At 41.6% G+C, this 19,277-nt stretch carries 17 protein-coding genes and 1 tRNA gene; 10 read left to right on the top strand and 8 right to left on the bottom strand.

Annotation, left to right across the window (positions count from 1 at the left end; all coding sequences use genetic code 11):
* Positions 1 to 32: 32 nt before the first annotated feature.
* Positions 33 to 1,256: a 3-deoxy-D-manno-octulosonic acid transferase gene (locus AC1DQW_RS05510; protein ID WP_477453185.1), complete on the top strand. Its 1,224-nt coding sequence runs from the start codon at positions 33 to 35 to the stop codon at positions 1,254 to 1,256.
* Between the two features lie 54 nt (positions 1,257 to 1,310).
* On the opposite strand, the gene ruvX is transcribed toward AC1DQW_RS05510, so the two are convergent.
* Positions 1,311 to 1,721 carry a Holliday junction resolvase RuvX gene (gene ruvX / locus AC1DQW_RS05505; protein ID WP_477453184.1) on the bottom strand — a complete coding sequence of 137 codons (411 nt, stop codon included), beginning with the start codon at positions 1,719 to 1,721 and terminating at the stop codon, positions 1,311 to 1,313.
* Between the two features lie 390 nt (positions 1,722 to 2,111).
* On the opposite strand from ruvX, the gene AC1DQW_RS05500 reads away from it, so the two are divergent.
* The 5 genes from AC1DQW_RS05500 to AC1DQW_RS05480 all read left to right on the top strand — a co-directional run bounded on the left by AC1DQW_RS05500 (position 2,112) and on the right by AC1DQW_RS05480 (position 8,087).
* The gene (locus AC1DQW_RS05500; protein WP_477453183.1) at positions 2,112 to 3,257 is read left to right on the top strand and encodes a DNA polymerase III subunit; all 1,146 of its coding nucleotides are present in this window, start codon (positions 2,112 to 2,114) and stop codon (positions 3,255 to 3,257) included.
* A gap of 2 nt (positions 3,258 to 3,259) precedes the next feature.
* Positions 3,260 to 4,726 carry a regulatory iron-sulfur-containing complex subunit RicT gene (gene ricT, locus AC1DQW_RS05495; protein WP_477453182.1) on the top strand — a complete coding sequence of 489 codons (1,467 nt, stop codon included), beginning with the start codon at positions 3,260 to 3,262 and terminating at the stop codon, positions 4,724 to 4,726.
* 1 nt (position 4,727) lies between these two features.
* A complete protein-coding gene (locus AC1DQW_RS05490; RefSeq protein WP_477453181.1) occupies positions 4,728 to 5,210 on the top strand; it encodes a gliding motility lipoprotein GldH in 483 nt (160 codons plus the stop codon).
* 91 nt (positions 5,211 to 5,301) lie between these two features.
* Positions 5,302 to 6,585, top strand: a complete 1,284-nt coding sequence (locus AC1DQW_RS05485; RefSeq protein ID WP_477453180.1) for a tetratricopeptide repeat protein — start codon at positions 5,302 to 5,304, stop codon at positions 6,583 to 6,585.
* A 131-nt stretch (positions 6,586 to 6,716) separates the two neighbouring features.
* Positions 6,717 to 8,087, top strand: a complete 1,371-nt coding sequence (locus AC1DQW_RS05480) for a DNA recombination protein RmuC (protein ID WP_477453179.1) — start codon at positions 6,717 to 6,719, stop codon at positions 8,085 to 8,087.
* A gap of 9 nt (positions 8,088 to 8,096) precedes the next feature.
* On the opposite strand, the gene AC1DQW_RS05475 is transcribed toward AC1DQW_RS05480, so the two are convergent.
* Both AC1DQW_RS05475 and thiL read right to left on the bottom strand, forming a co-directional pair.
* A complete protein-coding gene (locus tag AC1DQW_RS05475) occupies positions 8,097 to 8,546 on the bottom strand; it encodes a hypothetical protein (RefSeq protein WP_477453178.1) in 450 nt (149 codons plus the stop codon).
* Positions 8,547 to 9,593: a thiamine-phosphate kinase gene (thiL, locus tag AC1DQW_RS05470; protein WP_477453177.1), complete on the bottom strand. Its 1,047-nt coding sequence runs from the start codon at positions 9,591 to 9,593 to the stop codon at positions 8,547 to 8,549.
* Between the two features lie 216 nt (positions 9,594 to 9,809).
* On the opposite strand from thiL, the gene AC1DQW_RS05465 reads away from it, so the two are divergent.
* Together AC1DQW_RS05465 and AC1DQW_RS05460 are read left to right on the top strand one after the other, a co-directional pair.
* Positions 9,810 to 11,222, top strand: coding sequence for a DNA/RNA non-specific endonuclease (locus AC1DQW_RS05465; protein ID WP_477453176.1), 1,413 nt, complete (start codon positions 9,810 to 9,812; stop codon positions 11,220 to 11,222).
* A 50-nt stretch (positions 11,223 to 11,272) separates the two neighbouring features.
* Positions 11,273 to 11,419, top strand: a complete 147-nt coding sequence (locus AC1DQW_RS05460) for a hypothetical protein (RefSeq protein WP_477453175.1) — start codon at positions 11,273 to 11,275, stop codon at positions 11,417 to 11,419.
* A gap of 31 nt (positions 11,420 to 11,450) precedes the next feature.
* Here the strand turns inward: AC1DQW_RS05460 and nadA are convergent, their stop codons facing one another.
* Entirely contained in the window at positions 11,451 to 12,443 is a 993-nt protein-coding gene (gene nadA / locus AC1DQW_RS05455; RefSeq protein WP_477453174.1) for a quinolinate synthase NadA, read from the bottom strand.
* A gap of 407 nt (positions 12,444 to 12,850) precedes the next feature.
* On the opposite strand from nadA, the gene nadB reads away from it, so the two are divergent.
* On the top strand, positions 12,851 to 14,443 hold the full coding sequence (gene nadB / locus AC1DQW_RS05450) for an L-aspartate oxidase (protein ID WP_477453173.1): 1,593 nt from the start codon (positions 12,851 to 12,853) through the stop codon (positions 14,441 to 14,443).
* An 83-nt stretch (positions 14,444 to 14,526) separates the two neighbouring features.
* On the opposite strand, the gene AC1DQW_RS05445 is transcribed toward nadB, so the two are convergent.
* Positions 14,527 to 14,599: transfer RNA gene (locus AC1DQW_RS05445), tRNA-Gly, on the bottom strand.
* Between the two features lie 74 nt (positions 14,600 to 14,673).
* Here AC1DQW_RS05445 and AC1DQW_RS05440 point away from each other — a divergent pair.
* A complete protein-coding gene (locus AC1DQW_RS05440) occupies positions 14,674 to 15,186 on the top strand; it encodes a gamma carbonic anhydrase family protein (protein ID WP_477453172.1) in 513 nt (170 codons plus the stop codon).
* Here the strand turns inward: AC1DQW_RS05440 and AC1DQW_RS05435 are convergent.
* The 3 genes from AC1DQW_RS05435 to AC1DQW_RS05425 all read right to left on the bottom strand — a co-directional run bounded on the left by AC1DQW_RS05435 (position 15,176) and on the right by AC1DQW_RS05425 (position 19,276).
* Positions 15,176 to 16,819 carry an Ig-like domain-containing domain gene (locus AC1DQW_RS05435; protein WP_477453171.1) on the bottom strand — a complete coding sequence of 548 codons (1,644 nt, stop codon included), beginning with the start codon at positions 16,817 to 16,819 and terminating at the stop codon, positions 15,176 to 15,178. The two genes, AC1DQW_RS05440 and AC1DQW_RS05435, sit on opposite strands and share 11 nt — an antisense overlap.
* Before the next feature lie 115 nt (positions 16,820 to 16,934).
* A complete protein-coding gene (gene mnmG / locus AC1DQW_RS05430; protein ID WP_477453170.1) occupies positions 16,935 to 18,797 on the bottom strand; it encodes a tRNA uridine-5-carboxymethylaminomethyl(34) synthesis enzyme MnmG in 1,863 nt (620 codons plus the stop codon).
* A 239-nt stretch (positions 18,798 to 19,036) separates the two neighbouring features.
* Entirely contained in the window at positions 19,037 to 19,276 is a 240-nt protein-coding gene (locus AC1DQW_RS05425; RefSeq protein WP_477453169.1) for a CBU_0592 family membrane protein, read from the bottom strand.
* Between the last annotated feature and the right edge of the window lies 1 nt (position 19,277).

Genomic DNA, 19,277 nt, shown 5'->3' with positions numbered 1-19,277 from the left:
TTAACGCCGGCTAAGATAATGAACATATTTAAATGATATTACTATATAATATTGGGTTAAGGCTATATTTTGTCGCCGTCTATATTGCAGCGTTTTTTAATAAAAAAGCAAGCCTGTGGATAAGGGGGCGAAAGAATCAGCAACCGATACGTATAAGCAGCAGTATTTGGTTTCATTTTGCTTCACTTGGCGAATTTGAACAGGGGAGACCCATTTTAGAAGCTATAAGAGCCATACATCCTGGTAAAAAAATTGTAATCAGTTTTTTTTCACCATCGGGATACGAGATCAGGAAGAATACCCCACTCGCCGATTTTGTGTATTATTTACCTTTAGATACAGCAAAAAACGCCTCGCAATTTATCAATGCCATACAGCCCGAAGTGGCTGTTTTTACCAAATATGAGTATTGGTATCATTATTTTAATGCGTTGCATAAGCGCGATGTCCCTTTGTACATCATATCGGGCATTTTTAGGCCTAAACAAATCTTTTTTAAGTGGTACGGCGGTCTTCACCGTAAAATATTGGGTTTTGTAGCCCGTTTTTTTTTGCAGGACGAAGCATCAAAACAACTACTGCAAAACATCGGCTTTACTAACACAACGGTAAGCGGCGATACCCGTTTTGATAGGGTATGGGCCAACGCGCAGCATCAAAAAGAAATACCAGTTATTACCGAATTTGTTAATGATAAAAAAGTATTTATTGCCGGCAGCACCTGGCCCCGGGATGAGGCCTTGCTGGCCATACTACCCGCTTTATATCCTGACTGGAAATTCATTTTTGCACCGCATGAAATTGGGGAAGAAAAGGTAAATAACCTGGTAAGTTTATTGCCTAAAGGAACTGCAATAAAATATTCTGAGTTAATTCAAAAAGAGGAACTCACTGTTAGCCACTCACGGTTTAACTCTCTCGTTATAGATAACATTGGCATGCTCTCCTCTTTATATGCTTACGGAGATCTCGCTTACATTGGAGGCGGTTTTGGTGCAGGCATCCATAACACATTGGAGGCCGCGGCCTTTGGCTTGCCGGTAATATTTGGGCCCAATTACCAAAAATTTAATGAGGCCCAGGAATTAGTCGCTTTAAAGGCCGGATTTTGCATTAACGATGTTGAACAGCTTAAGGGTATTGTTGATACCCTTGCAACCGATGAAGCATTTTATAGTATTACCAGTAAAAAGGCCATGAATTATGTAAGGGAGCATACGGGGGCTACAGATAGTATTATGGCGCAGCTTGGATAAATGTAAAAGCAGGATAAGGCATAAAACAGCCTATACGTAAATATTGATTAATTGTTAATACGATTTGCTCATGTATGACTGCAGCAATATCACCGCCGATATGGTATCCACCAACTCCTTATTTTGCCGGCCCTTTTTATTCATCCCGCTTTGTGCTATTACAGCCGAAGCCATTTTGGATGTAAAACGCTCATCAAGCATCTCAACGGGAATTTCGGGAAATGTTTTTTTTAGCAGGCCAACAAACCCTTTTACATGTATGGCCGATTGGGATGGCGTGTTGTCCATCTGTTTTGGTTCGCCTACTATAAAGCGCTCAACCTGCTCGGTTTTAAAATAGTTTTTAAGGTAATCGACAATATGCATGGGGTGTACTGTATCCAGCCCGGTGGCAATGATCTGTAAGGGATCGGTAACCGCAATACCTATGCGCTTGGTGCCGTAATCAAAAGCCATGATTCTCATTAGATTTGAGATGTGAGATATGAGACGTGAGATTTCATTAGGTGTAAAGATAGGAGATGTGAGAGATGTGATGTAAGGTTTTTTTGCCTTTTGGATAAAATGAGTTTTTCTTAATAAAAAAGACTATGCCGACTTGCCCGGAACAGGGCTCCTGTCTCAAATCTCTCATTAGATTTGAGATGTGAGATATGAGACGTGAGATTGCATTGGGATGTAAAGATGGAGTTATGAAGGGGTGAGGTTTTTTTGGGTAAAATGTGTTTTTCTTTATAAAAAAAACCAATGCGAATTAGCCTGGAGCGCGGCTCCTGTCTCAAATCTCATATCTCACATCTAAAATCTAACCCCGTCATATCTCACATCTCAAATCTAATTCCTATTTTGCACCAAATGCAGTTTAAGCAAATAGTAGGACAAGAGGCAACCAAGCAACGGCTGCTTAACTCGGTGACAGAGAACCGGGTAAGCCATGCACAGTTGTTTTTGGGCCCCGAGGGATCGGGCAGCCTGGCGCTTGCCGTGGCTTACGCCCAGTACCTGTCTTGCGAAGATAAACAGGCCGATGACTCCTGCGGCATATGTTCATCATGCCGCAAGTACAATAAACTAATGCACCCCGATCTGCATTTTTCGTACCCGTTTTTCGCCAAACATAAGGATGATACCGCGCTTACTTTTATTGAGCAATGGCGGGATGCATTTACCGCTAACCTCTACATGAACCTGGATGCCTGGCGCGGATACCTTGACGCTGAAAACAAACAGGCCAACATTAACATTGCCGAATGCCACCAGATTATCAAAAAACTCAGCTTTAAACCATTTGAATCGGTTTACAAAATCCTGATACTTTGGCTGCCGGAATATTTGGAAAAAGAGGGGAATGCATTGCTGAAAATCATCGAGGAGCCTCAGCCAAACACCCTTTTTATTCTTGTGGCCCAAAACCAGGACCAGATATTGAACACCATTCTATCGCGTACACAACTAATAAAAATTCCTTGCCTGTCTTCGCAGGATGTGAAGCAATATTTGATCACTGAACATAACCAAACTGAGGATGCGGCTGCCGAAATAGCCTACCTTACCAATGGCAACTTAACCGAAGCGCTAACCATGCTGCAGCAGGATACAAAGAGTTACCATAGCCTGTTTGTACAGTGGCTTCGCATATGTTTTGGCAACAAGGGGCTGGAGGTTTTAACTTTTGTTGACCAGTTTGCTAAAATGGGACGGGAGAATCAAAAGAACTTTTTGCGGTATGGCATCAGCTTTATCCGCGAGTGTTGCCTGCTAATGGCAGGAGCAGGCAACCTGGTGCACTTACCGGCCAAAGAGCTGGAAACAGCCCAAAAAATGACTAACGTGCTTAATATAGAAAAAGCAAAGAATATATGTACCGAGCTTGAAAAAGCACATTACCATGTAGAGAGAAATGCAAATCCCAAAATTTTATTTTTAGATGTATCTTTACAGATTATAAAAATACTGAATTTAAAAACCATCCCTTCGGGGAGTCAATATATGCCAAATTAATTATGGGATGTGGAAGTTGTTCAACAGGGGGCGGATGCTCACCTGCGGGCTGCAAAAGTAACGGCTCGTGCCTTACAAATGGTTGCAGTAAATTAGATGTTTACGATTGGCTATCCCACATGGATATGCCAACCAATTATAAACCGTTTCCGGTTATCGAAGTAAAATTCAAAGGTTCGCGTAAGGAATTTTTCCTGAATAACGATAATATTTACCTTGAAGCCGGCGAACTGGTAGCAGTTGAAGCTACTACCGGGGGCTATGATATTGGCCACGTTTCTATCACGGGCGAACTGGTGCGCATGCAAATGACCAAACGCCATGTTAAGGAGGCCGATGTGGTTAAAAAAATCTATCGCAAAGCCACCGTAGCGGATGTGGATAAATGGAAAGCCGCTAAGGATATGGAATGGGAAACCATGCATAAATCGCGTAAGCTGGCGTTAGACCTTAACCTGAGCATGAAGTTGAGCGACGTGGATTACCAGGGCGATAAAACCAAGGCCACCTTTTATTATACTGCCGAAGGTCGTGTTGATTTCAGGGAACTGATTAAAAAAATGGCCGAAACCTTCCGCATCCGTATAGAAATGCGCCAGATAGGGATGAGGCAGGAAGCAAGCCGTTTAGGCGGCATTGGTTCATGTGGCCGCGAGCTTTGCTGCTCAACCTGGCTAACCGATTTTAAAACGGTTTCTACCTCTGCGGCCCGTTACCAAAACCTTTCATTAAACACCTTAAAACTTGCCGGCCAGTGTGGTAAATTAAAATGCTGCTTAAATTACGAGCTGGATACTTACATGGATGCGCTTAAGCACATCCCCGACAATGTAAACGTTTTGAAGACTGAAAAGGGTGATGCCCGCCTGCAAAAAACCGACATATTTAAAAAAATTATGTGGTTTAGCTACCCCCGCGAGGAATCATGGGTACCTATGCCGATAGCAAAGGTTAAAGAAATTCAGCAACTGAACCGTGAGGGTATTATCCCGGCCGACCTGGGTGAAATGGAAGAAGAAGAAACACTGATTGTTAAAGCGCTTGATTACGAAAACGTAGTTGGCCAGGATAGCCTGACCCGCCTCGATGACCGAAACCGCAACAAAAACCAAAAAAAGAATAACAATAATAATCGCAATAAAAATCAAAAACCGGGTATCGCTGGCGGCGAAGGAAAGCCGAACAACCAGCCGCGCCCGCAAGGAGCAGCTCCTGTAGCCGAAAAGATAGCCGGCGCCCCGGAAGGTAACCGCCCGCAACAGGGAAACAGGCCACCAAAGCAACAGGGTAATCGTACGCAAAACCAGGGCAACAAGCCGCAACAACAGGGGCCTAAACCCCAGGCGCAGGGCAACAAACCACCCCAGGAAGGCGGCAATAACAACAGGCGTAACAGGCCAAACCGCCCAAACCCTAATAACCAAAACCGTAACAATAATAATCCACCACAGCAGGATACACCACAATAAAATGAAACGGTATATAAAGATACTTTACCCGGCAGCATGCCTTTTAATGATAGCGCTGCTGGGTAGTTGTACCGACCCTAATGCGGTTATTGATACAAACCTGCCCTTTGCAGATCATAATTGGTCGTACGTTAACCGGGTTAAATTTGATTGCAGGATAGATGATGAAAAGGCTGCTTATAACCTTTACTTTAATCTGCGCGTTACAGATGCCTATAAATACTCCAACCTGTTTGTGCTCATTTATCAAACCTCCCCCGCTAAACAGGTAAAGGTAACCCGTTACGAAATAAAGCTGGCTACCCGCGACGGCGAATGGCTGGGTAAAGGATCGGGTAATTTATATAGCTATCAGCTGCCTTTTCAAACCAATGTAAAATTCGCGACTAAGGGCAATTACCATTTCGAGATTGAGCAAAACATGAGGGATAACCCACTGCATAATGTGAGCGATGTAGGGCTGAGGGTAGCAAAAGCGCAATAAATAGTTTTTTTCAGTTATTTAATTTGTCCCCCTTTTTTTAAATCAAAGTAATATTTTTTACATTAGGTGGCTTATAACCTTGCTTTAGCTAATGAAAAAACTATTCCTTATCACACTCCTTTTTCCGCTGCTTGCCGATGCACAAATAAATGCCGATAGTGCAAAGTACCAGAGCACAATTAAGTACTATACCAAGGCCATTACCCAAAACCCTAAAGATGCCGGCTACTATTACAAAAGGGGAATGGCTCAATATAGCCTCGAAGATTATAAAGCCGCCCTGGCAGATTTGAACCAGAGTATTACCCTTGATGCCAAAAATGAAGATGTTTTTATAGATAGAGGACGCACTTACGATAGTTTGAAAGACTATAAAAACGCTTTGGCCGATTATTCAAGCGCTATAGCATTAGCACCAAAAGATGCTGTTGCTTTTTATAACCGGGGACTTGCCAAAGCACACCTGGATGATTATAAAGGCGCATTGTCCGACTATAACCAGGCCATAATTCTTAACCCTAAAGATGCAGATGCGTTTAACGAACGTGGCATCTGTAAAAAACACCTGGAAGATTACAAAGGTGCCATTGCCGATTATACACAAGCCATTGTGTTAAATCCTAAAGACAGTTATCCTTACTTTAACCGGGGCCTTTTAAAAAACACCTTAAAAGATTATAAAAGCGCTATAGCCGACTTTGACCAAACTGTTATACTAAATCCAAAACATGCCGATGCCTGGTACAGTCGTGCTGGTGTTAAACGCAAGCTTGAAGACTATAGGGGCGCAGTGGATGATTATACAAAATATATTATGCTTGAGCCCAAAGACCCGGATGGCTATAACGGCCGGGGTTTAGCTAAATTGGACCTGGACGATTTCATTGGCGCTAAAGATGATGACAACAAAGCTATCGCGCTCGACCCCAAATATTCGGCTGCTTACTATAACCGGGGTCTTGCTAACGATGGGATAAATGATTATAGCGAAGCTATTGATGATTATACAGCCTACATCAATTTAAACCCTAAAGATGCCGATGGCTACTTTAAGCGCGGCAATACCAAATTAGACCTTGAGGATTATAAAAGCGCTATTGACGATTACAACCTGACGTTAAGTATTGATCCACAGTATACCAACGCTTACTATAACCGCGCCCTCGTTAAAAGGAAGCTGGAGGATTATAAAGGAGCTGTTGAAGATTATACAAAAGTTATAACCCTGGAGCCTAAAAATGATGATGCTTATAATAATCGCGGATATGCCAAACATTTATTGAATGATAAGACCGGAGCCTGTGCTGATTTTAATAAAGCAGTTTCCATGGGTAATAAACTGGCCCCTGAGAATATTACTAATTTTTGCAAGTAAAATACTGCTTATCCTATTTATTTTCACGCTGATTCATTGATATTGCGCCGTATTTTGCAATACTGATTTTGTATATATCTTCTTTCCATTACTAAAAATATTAACTTAAATTTGCTAATATTTTTATCAAAATGAGTGCTGATATTATAATGATTGCTTCAGTAGTTATCCTGCTGATAGCTGTTTTATTGTTCATCAAAAAACCCAAGACTGTTGAATTAATTTCGGCCGGGGAACTGAGTAAACTCCGTACCGAGAGCGACCAGCTTAAAATTGCCTTGGCCAAAGCCGAGGAAAAAGCCAGCGGCTTAGCCAACGAAAAAGAAAACATTACCCTGTTTTTAAAAGAAGATAAGGACCGCATCCTGGATGAACTTTTTCAGGAACGGGCCCTGCTTGCACAAGCCAATCAATCGCTGGAAAGTGCCCGGGCCTACTATAAATCGCAACAGGAAAAAGTTCAGGAACAAAAGGTAGAAATTGAGCAGATCCGGGTGCAGTTTCAGCGCGAGTTTGAGAATGTTGCCGAAAAACTGCTCAAAGAAAAATCAAAGGAATTTATTGATGTAAACCGTAACAACCTCGATCTGATCCTTAATCCGCTCAAAGAAAATCTGAAGGCCTTTGAGGATAAGGTAGAGAAGGTTTACAACATGGAAGCCGCCGAACGCAATACGCTTAAAGGCGTAATTACCCAACTGATGGACCTCAACAAACAAATTAGCGATGAGGCGCAGAATTTAACAAAAGCGCTTAAGGGTGATAACAAAAAACAAGGCAACTGGGGCGAGGTAATATTGGAGCGGGTATTGGAGCGTTCGGGACTGGTTAAAGACCAGGAGTACCGCATCCAGGCGGCTATGCAGGCTAATGATGGCACGCGTTACCAGCCGGATGTAATTATTGATCTGCCGGATGAAAAGCACCTGGTTATCGATTCAAAAGTATCGCTCATTGCCTATGAACGTTTAGTTAATGCCGATACCGAGGAAGACAGAAAGCTCTTCGCCAAAGCTCATGTTGAATCCATCCGGGCCCATATCAACGGATTATCTGCCAAAAAATATCATGATCTCTATAAAATCAATTCCCCGGATTTTGTATTGCTTTTTGTGCCGATAGAATCATCCTTCAGCATAGCCGTACAACTGGATGGCGAGTTGTTCAACTACGCCTGGGATAAAAAAGTAGTGATAGTAAGTCCGTCAACATTACTGGCTACTTTGCGTACCATCGCCAGTATGTGGAAACAGGAGCGTCAGAACCGGAATGTGCTTGAAATAGCCCGCTTAAGCGGTGATATGTATGATAAGTTTGTAGGCTTCCTGGGCGATATGGATAGTATCGGCAGAAACATAAACCAAACACAAACTGCTTACAACAGCGCCATAAATAAGCTCTCGGACGGCAGGGGGAATTTGACAACCACCGCCGAGAAGATCAAAAAGTTAGGTGCCAAAGCTGATAAGCAAATAGATGGCAAGTTTTTGGGGGAGGACTAATCCCCGGGGTTAATTTACTTTAGTTCGCACCCTGCCAAACCACTCTTTTGCCTGCGTAGAAAACAACAACGCCATTGCTATAAGTTCAAGCACCACTTCCAAAATAAACAACCCGGTTAAAAATACTGGTGTTTTAAAAAAAACAGCGGGTTGAACGGCCCCGGCAGGTGCTATTGCCGGATGGGTAATATTTGCAACCAGGACATAGGAGTTAAATAATATCAGGATAAGCATTACTATCCTTGCCCATTTCCGGCCCTCGCCGGTCATAAAAATGAAGTAAAAAAGAAAGCCGAACAGGAATATAAAAGCAGCCAGGTTAATGCCATCAAGCAAATTGCTGATCATTTGCAGCAGCAACGCAAAATACAGCATAAATGTGCCCGCTATCACCTGGTTTGGCACCGTCCCTTCGGGGTGTTTATTCAAATAAAACCAGCCAAAAAACCAGCTTAGCATTTATTCCGATTTTTTAAATGCGTTCCATCCCTGGGCCTTCAACGGGTGCGAGTTGCCAGCCCTCGTGACGAGATTACAGCCCGCTGAAGCCTCGGTGATATGGCCGATGATGGTTATATCCATTTTAAACTTGATCTTGTCGTAGTCGGCTTGTTTCACGGTAAATAGAAGCTCGTAGTCCTCGCCGCCACTCAGCGCGCATACGGTTGGGTCAAGGTTAAATTCCCGGGCTGTTTCAAAGGTCATTGGGTCTAATGGAATCTTTTCCTCATATATGCTGCAGCCCTTTGCGCTTTGCTTGCAGATGTGCATAATTTCGGACGCCAGACCGTCTGATACATCTATCATTGACGTAGGTTTTACATCAATGCTTTTCAATAGTTCAACTATATCTCTGCGGGCTTCGGGTTTAAGCTGGCGTTCAACAATATAATCTTTCCCTTCCAGATCAGGCTGGATATTGGGGTTTTCGAGGTAGATCAATTTTTCGCGTTCCAATAATTGTAAGCCGGTATAAGCGCCCCCTAAATCTCCGGATACACAGATCAGGTCACCTTCGCCGGCGCCACTGCGGTAAACAATATCGGCTTCGTCTGCATAGCCTATGGAAGTTACGCTGATCACCAACCCTTGTTTTGATGAGGTGGTATCACCGCCAATTAAATCAACATTATATTTTTCGCAGGCAATATAGATGCCTTCATATAATTCTTCAATAGCCTCTAAAGGGAACTTGCTTGATAAACCTATTGAAACCGTAACCTGCGATGCCGTCCCATTCATGGCGTAAATATCACTCAGGTTTACCTGGATGGCTTTATAGCCTAAATGCTTTAATGGCGTGTAAGCCAAATCAAAATGAATGCCTTCCAATAGCATATCGGTACTTATCAGCACTTTTTTGCCGGTAAAATCCAATACCGCGGCATCATCTCCCACACCTTTAACCGTGCCTGGCTGCCCAAGCTTTATGTTTTTTGTTAAATGATTTATTAAGCCAAATTCGCCTAAGTCTTCTAAATTGGTTCTCTCCTGGTTTTCAAACATATGCTTTATGATTTCACCGATTTATGGTGATTTCACTGGTACTATTAAAATTAATCCGCAAAAATACAAATTACAATTGTGTAATCAGCTGTAATATTCCTGCCTATGATATGATGTAATAATTTTGATAGATAAGCCCTTGATATCCCTTTACTATAATTTATTAATATTTAGTTAATGTAAACAGCAGACTTTTGCTTTCATAAAAACTATTATATGAAATTCAGAAAAATATTTATCTATGTAACACTGGTGCTTGTTGTTGCAGGTTGTAAAAAAGATTTGCAAAATCCACCGGTTGTTGAGCAGCCTCCCGCTGCCATACCCTACTCCATTACAGAAGATTTTGAAACCGGAACCAAAGCCGCTTATGCTGTAGCAAATGTTCAGCTAAATACCGGGTTGTGGAGTTTTAACAACGCGCTTATAGGTAACCTGGCAGCTGATGTTAAAGATGGCAGCAAAGCTGTACGCTTAAAAAACGGCGATATCACCATGAAGTTTGACATCAAAGGCGTTACGCAAATCAGCATTAAACATGCTAAGTACGGTGCCGACCCAGCCTCTACCTGGCAGTTATTCATGTCGACGGATAGCGGTACTACTTTTACCCAATTGGGAAACGATATCACAGAGAACAATACCACACTGGTAACCGATTCTTTTAAAATAACCAGTACATCAAAAGTTCGTTTCCAGATTAAAAATACCAGCACTACCCGCATCAATATTGACGACATCACCTTCAAAGGCCTGGGCGATCCCGGAATTGTTGTTGGCGCACCGGATACTACACATGCTGATACCACCGGTAATACCGGAACTGCCGCTCCCGACAGGGGTATAACCGCCGGTGCAGATGCCCAACCAGCAGCAGGCGATAACAGCAATATTTTATTAGGCAACCCATCTGATGCTCAGCCTACCATAGCCATGAACAACAATTATTTGATAGATCAAAAATATTACGAAGAATCATATAGCAGTACCCGTGGTACACCAAACTGGGTAAGCTGGCATTTAGATGCTACAAATATCACCAACGCAACCGGTCGCCTTGATAATTTCGCCGGTTTTAATGGTTTGCCTACAGGATTTTTTGAAGTAGAAAGTAACAGTTATTCGGGGTCCGGTTTCGATAGGGGTCACAACTGTCCATCTGCCGACAGAACAAGCTCGGTTAATGCCAATTCGGCCACCTTCCTCATGACAAACATGATCCCGCAGGCTCCCCAAAATAATCAGCAAACCTGGGCCAACCTCGAAAATTATTTACGCGAACAGGTTATTGCCGGTAACGAAGTTTATATTGTGATGGGTAGCTATGGCTCAGGCGGTACCGGTTCGGCCGGGTCAGCCACTACCATTACCAGCGGCCATGTTACCGTACCTGCCAATGTATGGAAAGTTGCTGTAATTGTACCTGTTGGAGATGGCGACCTAAGCAGAATCTCTGCAACAACCAGGGTTATCGCCGTAAATACACCAAACATTAACACTATTAATGCCGATTGGAAACAATATAGGGTAACAGTAAGGGATATTGAAAAGGCTACGGGTTATAATTTACTATCCAGTTTGCCGCAAACCGTTCAGGATGCTGTAGAAACGAAAAAGGATAATCTTTAGGTAATCCGCAGATAAAAAAATTATTTCATCAATTTTATTTATAAAGGGTTATGAAGTTTTTAAAGCTTCTTAACTCTTTATCCAGCAAAAAATTTCGCGCCGTCGCAAAAAACGCTTTGATGCCTACCGCCGAAGGCGGGAAATTTTTTGAGTTTTTAGCACTTGCTTTAATGATTTCACTAAAATCACCAAAGTAAAATCGGTGAAATCATTCCAAAATCAGTGTAATCACAACCCTAATTTTGCCGATATCTCCAGCATCCTTTCAATAGGCTTTACGGCTTTTTCAATAATATCAGCCGGTACAGTAATCTCGGGCATTTCATTTTTTAAACACAGGTATAATTTCTCCAGTGTGTTGCGCTTCATATGCGGACAATCGTTACAGGCACAGCTGTTGTTTGGTGGCGCCGGAATAAATGTTTTATCCGGGTTTTCCTTTTGCATCTGGTGTAAAATACCTGCCTCTGTAGCTACAATAAATTCCTTATCCGGGTGATTGCCTGCATATTTCAATATCCCGGTTGTTGAGCCAATATAATCGGCCATCTGCAGTATCACTTCCTCACATTCGGGGTGGGCCAGCAGTTTAGCGTTCGGGTACCTTTCCTTCAGTTTGGTTATCTTTTCACGGCTGAAAATCTCGTGCACCATACAGGCACCATTCCACAATACCAGGTCGCGGCCTGTTTTTTTGGCCACCCATGCCCCAAGGTTCTTATCCGGCCCAAATATTATCTTTTGATCCTTTGGCAGGCTTTCAACTATCTGTACCGCGTTGCTCGATGTGCAAACAATATCGCTTAAGGCTTTCAACTCGGCTGTACAGTTTACGTAGGTGATCACCAGGTGATCGGGATAGTTTTCTTTAAACTTTTTAAACAAATGCGGTGGGCAACTATCTGCTAATGAGCATCCTGCTTTTAAGTCTGGTAATAAAACTTTTTTGTTTGGTGATAATATCTTGGCAGTTTCGGCCATGAAATGTACACCGGCAAAAACAATAATTTCGGCATCAGTTTTTGCAGCCTGCTGAGATAGCCCAAGGCTGTCGCCAATATAATCTGCAATATCCTGAATATCCGGATCCTGGTAGTAATGAGCCAGTATGACTGCATTTTTTTCCTTTTTAAGTTTTTCAATTTCATCAAACAGATCAAGCGTGGGGTCGATGTATTCGTCCACAAATCCTGTCACATTTATTTCTTCGAAGATATCCATTTCAACAAATCAATTAATAACAACTATATTTTTATATAAATAAAACTATTACTTGTTAAGGTGTTAGTTATGTGCAAAAGTCGCTATACATTTTCTGGTAAAAGTTATTTTTAACTTTTTATTAACACTTTTCCACACTTTTTTATTTTGTATCAGTTTGATTTTGTGAATACTATTAGAATCAAATTTTACTTTTAAAAGTTATATGTTAATATTTTGTTAATGTAGAAAATGTTAGCTTTAGTGTTTAAACTATGCAAAAGTCGCTCAAAAATTATTCATTTCTGCAACAAAATTTGAGGTTATCCACGGTTTCAGTATTTGTTAGCTATTTCTTTACATCAAATTAACATCTTTATACGTGTTATTAACATATCGTGTACATTTACACAACTTATACTTAAAATATGACCCGAACTGTTGATTTCCTGATCGTAGGATCAGGCATAGCCGGACTAAGTTTTGCACTTAAGGCTGCAAAACATGGTAAGGTTCTGATAGTTACCAAATCAAACGAAGATGAATCCAACACTAAGTATGCCCAGGGTGGTGTTGCGGTAGTTGTGGATAAAAAGGAAGATTCTTTTGAAAAACACATAGAAGACACTTTAATTAGCGGTGATGGCCTTTGCGACCGGGAAGTTGTGGAAGCAGTTGTAAAAGAAGGCCCGGAAAGAATTAACGAGATTATTGATTACGGAACCAATTTTGATAAAACAAACGAAGGGTTTTATGACCTGGCAAAAGAAGGTGGCCACTCCGAATTCAGGGTATTACATTATAAGGATGTAACCGGACTGGAGATTGAACGTTCGTTACTGGAAGAGATCCACAAGAATCCTAACATCGAGATCTTAACACATTATTTTGCTGTCGACCTGATCACCCAGCATCATTTAGGTGAGTTGGTGGGTAAATCGAGTACGGATATTACCTGTTATGGTATCTATGCTTTTAACACCGAAAGTAATGTTGTTGAAAAAATATTGTCTAAGGTTACTGTAATGGCATCAGGCGGCGCCGGGCATATCTATTCAATTACTACCAACCCAACTATTGCTACCGGCGATGGTATTGCCATGGTGTACAGGGCAAAAGGTAAGGTGCGTAATATGGAATTTATACAGTTTCATCCTACCGCTTTGTATAATCCGGGGGAATATCCTTCGTTCCTGATATCTGAAGCTGTGCGTGGTTTCGGAGGAATATTAAAACGTACCAATGGAGAAGAGTTTATGCAGGAGTATGATCCGCGTAAATCATTGGCGCCAAGGGATATAACAGCAAGGGCTATTGATGCCGAGATTAAAAAATCGGGGGAGGATTTTGTCTACCTGGATATCAGGCACCGGAGTAAAAAGGATATTTTAAATCATTTCCCTAATATATATGCCAAATGCCTGGAGATTGGTATTGATATGACCAAGGATATGATCCCTGTGGCACCAGCCTGCCATTATATGTGTGGTGGTGTAATGGTTGATCATGTTGGCCAGTCGTCCATATTAAGGTTATATGCTTGTGGTGAGTGCTCATCAACCGGTTTGCATGGTGCTAATAGGCTGGCTTCCAATTCATTATTAGAAGCTTTGGTTTTTGCACACAGGATTTATGAGGATGCTATCAGTAAATTTAATGATTTTGTTATACCTGGTAATATACCTGATTGGGATGAGCATGGTGTACAACTATCAAACGAGGATATCCTGGTTACACACAACGTACGCGAGATGCAGAAGCTGATGAATGACTACGTGGGTATTGTACGGTCTGATTTCAGGCTGGAAAGGGCCATGCGCAGGTTGGGCCTGTTGTATGAAGAAACAGAGTCTTTCTACAAAAAAACCAAGCTATCCGTAAAACTTTGCGAGCTGCGTAATTTGATCCAGGTATCATTCATCGTAGTAAAATCGGCTATGCTGCGTAAAGAGAGCAGGGGATTGCATTATACTACGGATTACCCGGTGCATGCAGAGGAGGTGGAAGATACGGTATTTTAATAATATAGTATTTCTTTACCCTCCCGTCATTGCGAGGAGGTACGACGAAGCAATGACGGTGAGGAAAAAGATGAGTGATTACGAGCGGAAAACGGGATTCGAACCCGCGGCCTTCAGTTTGGGAAACTGATGCTCTACCAGCTGAGCTATTTCCGCTTAAATTTGCTTTCAAACATAAAGAAAAAGTATAGCAATCAATAATTCAATAACTCATTAATTCAATAATTAACATGCCACTTATACTACCAGTTAAAGATAAAAGCCCGATTTGGGGAGAAGATTGTTTTATTGCCGATAATGCTACTATTGTTGGCGACGTTGTTATGGGCAAAAATTGCTCTGTATGGTTCAACGCGGTTATCCGGGGCGATGTGCATTATATTAAAATAGGGGATAACACAAATATCCAGGATGGGGCAGTGATACATGCTACTTATTTAAAAGCACCCACTAATATTGGTAATAATGTATCCATAGGGCATAACGCGCTTGTACATGGGTGTACTTTGCACGATAATACGCTGGTAGGTATGGGTGCCATTGTTATGGATAATGCCGTAGTAAATGAATTTGTGATTATAGCTGCCGGTGCTGTCGTATTAGAAAATACTGTTTGCGAAAGCGGATTTTTATATGCAGGCGTGCCAGCAAAAAAAATTAAGCCGTTAACAGACGAACAGATGGCGATGCTTAAGCAGCTTCCAAAAAACTACATCATGTACTCAGGTTGGTTTAAGGAGTAGCAGGTTCCTTGGGTACTGTAATAGGCTCCTCGGCTTCCCAGTTGGGTCTTAAGGTGATCTCCTTTTCATTAAACCAGATGTTTTCCGGTTGTTTTTTTAAATGTACATTTCCGCTGTCCCATTTGCCATTCCGGTTTTCATCATAAACAACGCGTATCATGTATTTTCCGGTAAAATAGTTTCTATAAACTATAGTTCTGCTTTTGGTGATTGGGTCGCTTTGCTGTATCACTTTTTGTTCGTTCAGCAGCTCAACCACGTAGGCTTTTGATGTATCGGGCACAGTAACCTTAACGGTAAGGGTGCTGTAGTTTTCGGGTTTATCCGGTTGAAATTTCTTTGCGGCATATTTGTTTTTAGTGCCATATATGTCTGTAAATGCCGCTTCGTTAAATATCAGCTCATATTTGGCGTTTTGCCGCCATCTATAGTTAAGGGTAATGCGTTTACTATTCCCCGTATCTTTTTGTAAGGTATAGTCGGACGTTGCCAATGCGATAGAATCTTCTTTAAGCGTAATCTGGGCATTGTTTATTGTTTCTATAGGCAGGTTGCTTGTTATTACCAGGTCGTTTCCCGGTTTTAGCTTGTCGTTTGATATATTGTATTTGAAGTTAAATACCCTGATAAAAACTTCTTTTTTGCTTTTTAAAAGGTAGGTGGTATCAACTGGCTTGTTATTATCATAAACAGCTACCCTTATCGAATCGAAGTTCATATATTTTACAAATACTGATGCTGTATCTTTTGTCTTGCTAAATTCAACATATTTCTGATTATTGATATCGGCCGGGTAAATAACTTTTAAGGATGGCTTTAATAACGCTTTGTTAAAAACAAACAGCATTTTTCCATCTACATCAAAACGCTTTTCGGCAAACCTGAATTTTTCGGGGAATTGTTTAAATAGGTTTAACTTGATATTTTGCGTATCTGATTTAAGGTTGATGGGTTTTTTAAGAAAAGCTACCAGTTCATTATCGTTATTAAAAATCTTATCCGGACTGGCCTCTTTCAAGGCATAGATGCGGTACTGATTTTCATGTAAATTATTAAGACTAAAATTACCCGAAGAATCTGTAGTTGTAAAAATGGTAGGTTTCTTTTTGCCAAACAGCGTATCCTGTTTTAACGGGAAAAGCATAACAGTGACATCTTTTTCTTTTTCCTGGGTAACGGTGTTGGTAACAGATCCGGAGATACTCAACGAGTCGATATGCGGACCTGTAGAAAAAACGTAGGTGAAATTTTTCATCACGTTACTTTCGTTTACATCCTGGATGGATTTTCCGAAGTTGATAACGTAAGTTGTGTTTTTAAGAAGTGTATCTTTAAAAGTTATCTTAAGCTTCTTTTTGTTGGATGAGTACTCAGGGGGTTTTTCCATGGTGGGGCTCATGGTAATTTCCTGGTACTGGTTGGTTAGTTTTATAAACTCGTCAAATTCAAGGTCAATTTGTTTGGCAGCAAAGTTTCGTGTTTTATTGGCCGGTATCGCCTTCGCTAAAATCGGCGGGGTTACGTCGCGGGGGCCTCCCTGGGGCTGTTGTTGCGCAGCGCAGCCAGAAATCAGCAAAACAACAAAAATATAGAGGAGAAAATTGTAAAAATTGGCCGGTTTTTGATTTAACATAGTTTTTAGGCGATATAAGCGATTTTTATATTTTTATGAACTCCACTATTAAAAATCTGAAATAATTGATTTAAAAAGATATTTTATAATTATTTAATTATCAATACTTTACGTTTTATCTTGACACATGAACCATCAAAACCGAAATATCTGAGGGTGATACACCCGAAATTCGCGAAGCCTGGCCCAAAGTGCGTGGTTTTATCTTCATCAGTTTTTCGCGGGCTTCTTTTGATAATGAAACTAAAGTATGATAATCAAAATTTGGATTGATTTCCCGGTCTTCCATTTTTTTCATCCGGTCTACAATCTCCATTTCTTTTATAAAGTAACTCTCATATTTAATTTTTATTTCAGCCTGTTCAATTGTTTCTTTGTCATAGGCCGATAATAATTCTTCCAGTCCGCTATCCGCTTTTTTCAGGTCATTAAAACCAACCTGCGGGCGGCTCAACAAATTAAAAAGTTTGGCGCCCTGCGATATGGCAGAGGTACCCAATTCATCAAGTAAGGTATTTACTGTTGATGGATCGATAGATTTCGTCCTGGTATAGGATACAATATCGTCGGAGTTTTTAACCTTTTGGTTTACCTTATCTAAACGCTCATCACTGATCAATCCTAATTCATGGCCCATTGGCGACAGGCGGATATCTGCATTATCCTGGCGCAGCAACAGGCGATGCTCAGCCCTTGAGGTGAACATACGGTAAGGCTCTTCGGTGCCTTTGGTTACCAGGTCGTCAATTAAAACGCCGATGTATGATTCCGATCTTTTCAGGATCAGCTCATGTTTATCATTAATTTTTTGGTGCGCGTTGATACCTGCTATGAAGCCCTGGGATGCCGCTTCTTCATATCCGGTAGTACCATTAATCTGCCCGGCAAAGTAAAGGTTACTGATCAGTTTTGTTTCTAAGGTTAAACCCAATTGAGTAGGCGGGAAGTAATCATACTCGATGGCATAGCCCGGGCGAAACATTTTAGCTTTCTCAAATCCGGGAATCTGGATAAGGGCTTTGTATTGTACATCCTCGGGCAGGGAGGTGGAGAAACCATTTACATAAATCTCTACTGTGTTTAAACCTTCCGGTTCCACGAAAATCTGGTGACGGTCGCGCTCCGCAAAGCGGTTAATCTTGTCTTCAATGGAAGGACAATAACGTGGACCCAATCCTTTAATTCGGCCGGTAAACATTGGAGATTTTTCGAAACCTTCTTTCAACGTTTCGTGCACGTTTGTATTGGTGTAGGTGATCCAGCAACAGCGTTGTTCTTTGATCATGTCTACATCGGTAAAGGAGAATCTGCCCCGGTCTTCATCGCCCCATTGCTCTTCCATCAGGGAATAATTAAGGCTCCGTCCGTCAATACGGGGAGGTGTTCCGGTCTTCATACGGCCGGCCTCAAAACCCAACTCTGATAACTGTTCAGTTAAGCCGGTAGCTGATTTTTCACCCGCGCGGCCACCGCCAAATTTCTTTTCGCCTATGTGGATGATACCATTTAAAAAGGTGCCGTTTGTAAGCACCACGGCATCGGCTTCTATCTCTACACCCAATGATGTGCGCACGCCGGCAATGGTATTTCCCTTAATTAAAAGGGATGAAACAGTATCCTGCCAGAAGTCGACATTGGCAGTTCTCTCCAGTGCTAAACGCCATTCTTCGGCAAAGCGCATGCGGTCGCTTTGTGCTCTCGGGCTCCACATAGCCGGACCTTTTGACTGGTTCAGCATCCTGAATTGGATGGATGTTTTATCCGTTACAATTCCCGAATATCCGCCCAGTGCATCAATCTCCCGCACTATCTGTCCCTTGGCAACACCGCCCATGGCGGGGTTACAACTCATCTGTGCAATCACGCCCATGTTCATGGTAATGAGCAAAACAGATGATCCCAGGTTGGCGGCAGCAGCAGCAGCTTCACAGCCCGCATGCCCGGCACCAACCACAATAACGTTATATTTCTTAAACATTTTATACCTCCATGTTCCTCGTGGAACAATCAAAATCCTTCTCTATTTCTGTTGATATCGGCCGAAGTTTTGACCAATAACAGTACCTAATTTACTTCCATGTTCCACGTGGAACATTACGGGAGCGGGCTTAATTGCCGTATTTTATAATTGTAAATAAACCTGTAATTATTCCCTGGTAAAAGTCGATTTTTATAGATTAATCTACATTTTATAGTTACAAAGCTATCTATTTATACTCATGTTCCACGTGGAACCTTTAATAATGACACCAGCGCTACAGTACCCCAAACGCCCTCTAATACCACAAAAGGGTAAAAACTCACCATATATGATGCATAGCAGCAAGTGCCTGCACCAATAAAATTCAACAGTTTATAGGCCTTGCTTTCTGCTGATAGTTTATTCAATAAATTAAGCACAAATGCTACCAGTAAAATGATAACACCAACTGATGCTATGATATCCGATACCTTCAAT

The organism is Mucilaginibacter sp. P5_A4, from assembly GCF_056400605.1.
This window is presented reverse-complemented; position numbering and strand designations above follow the sequence as displayed.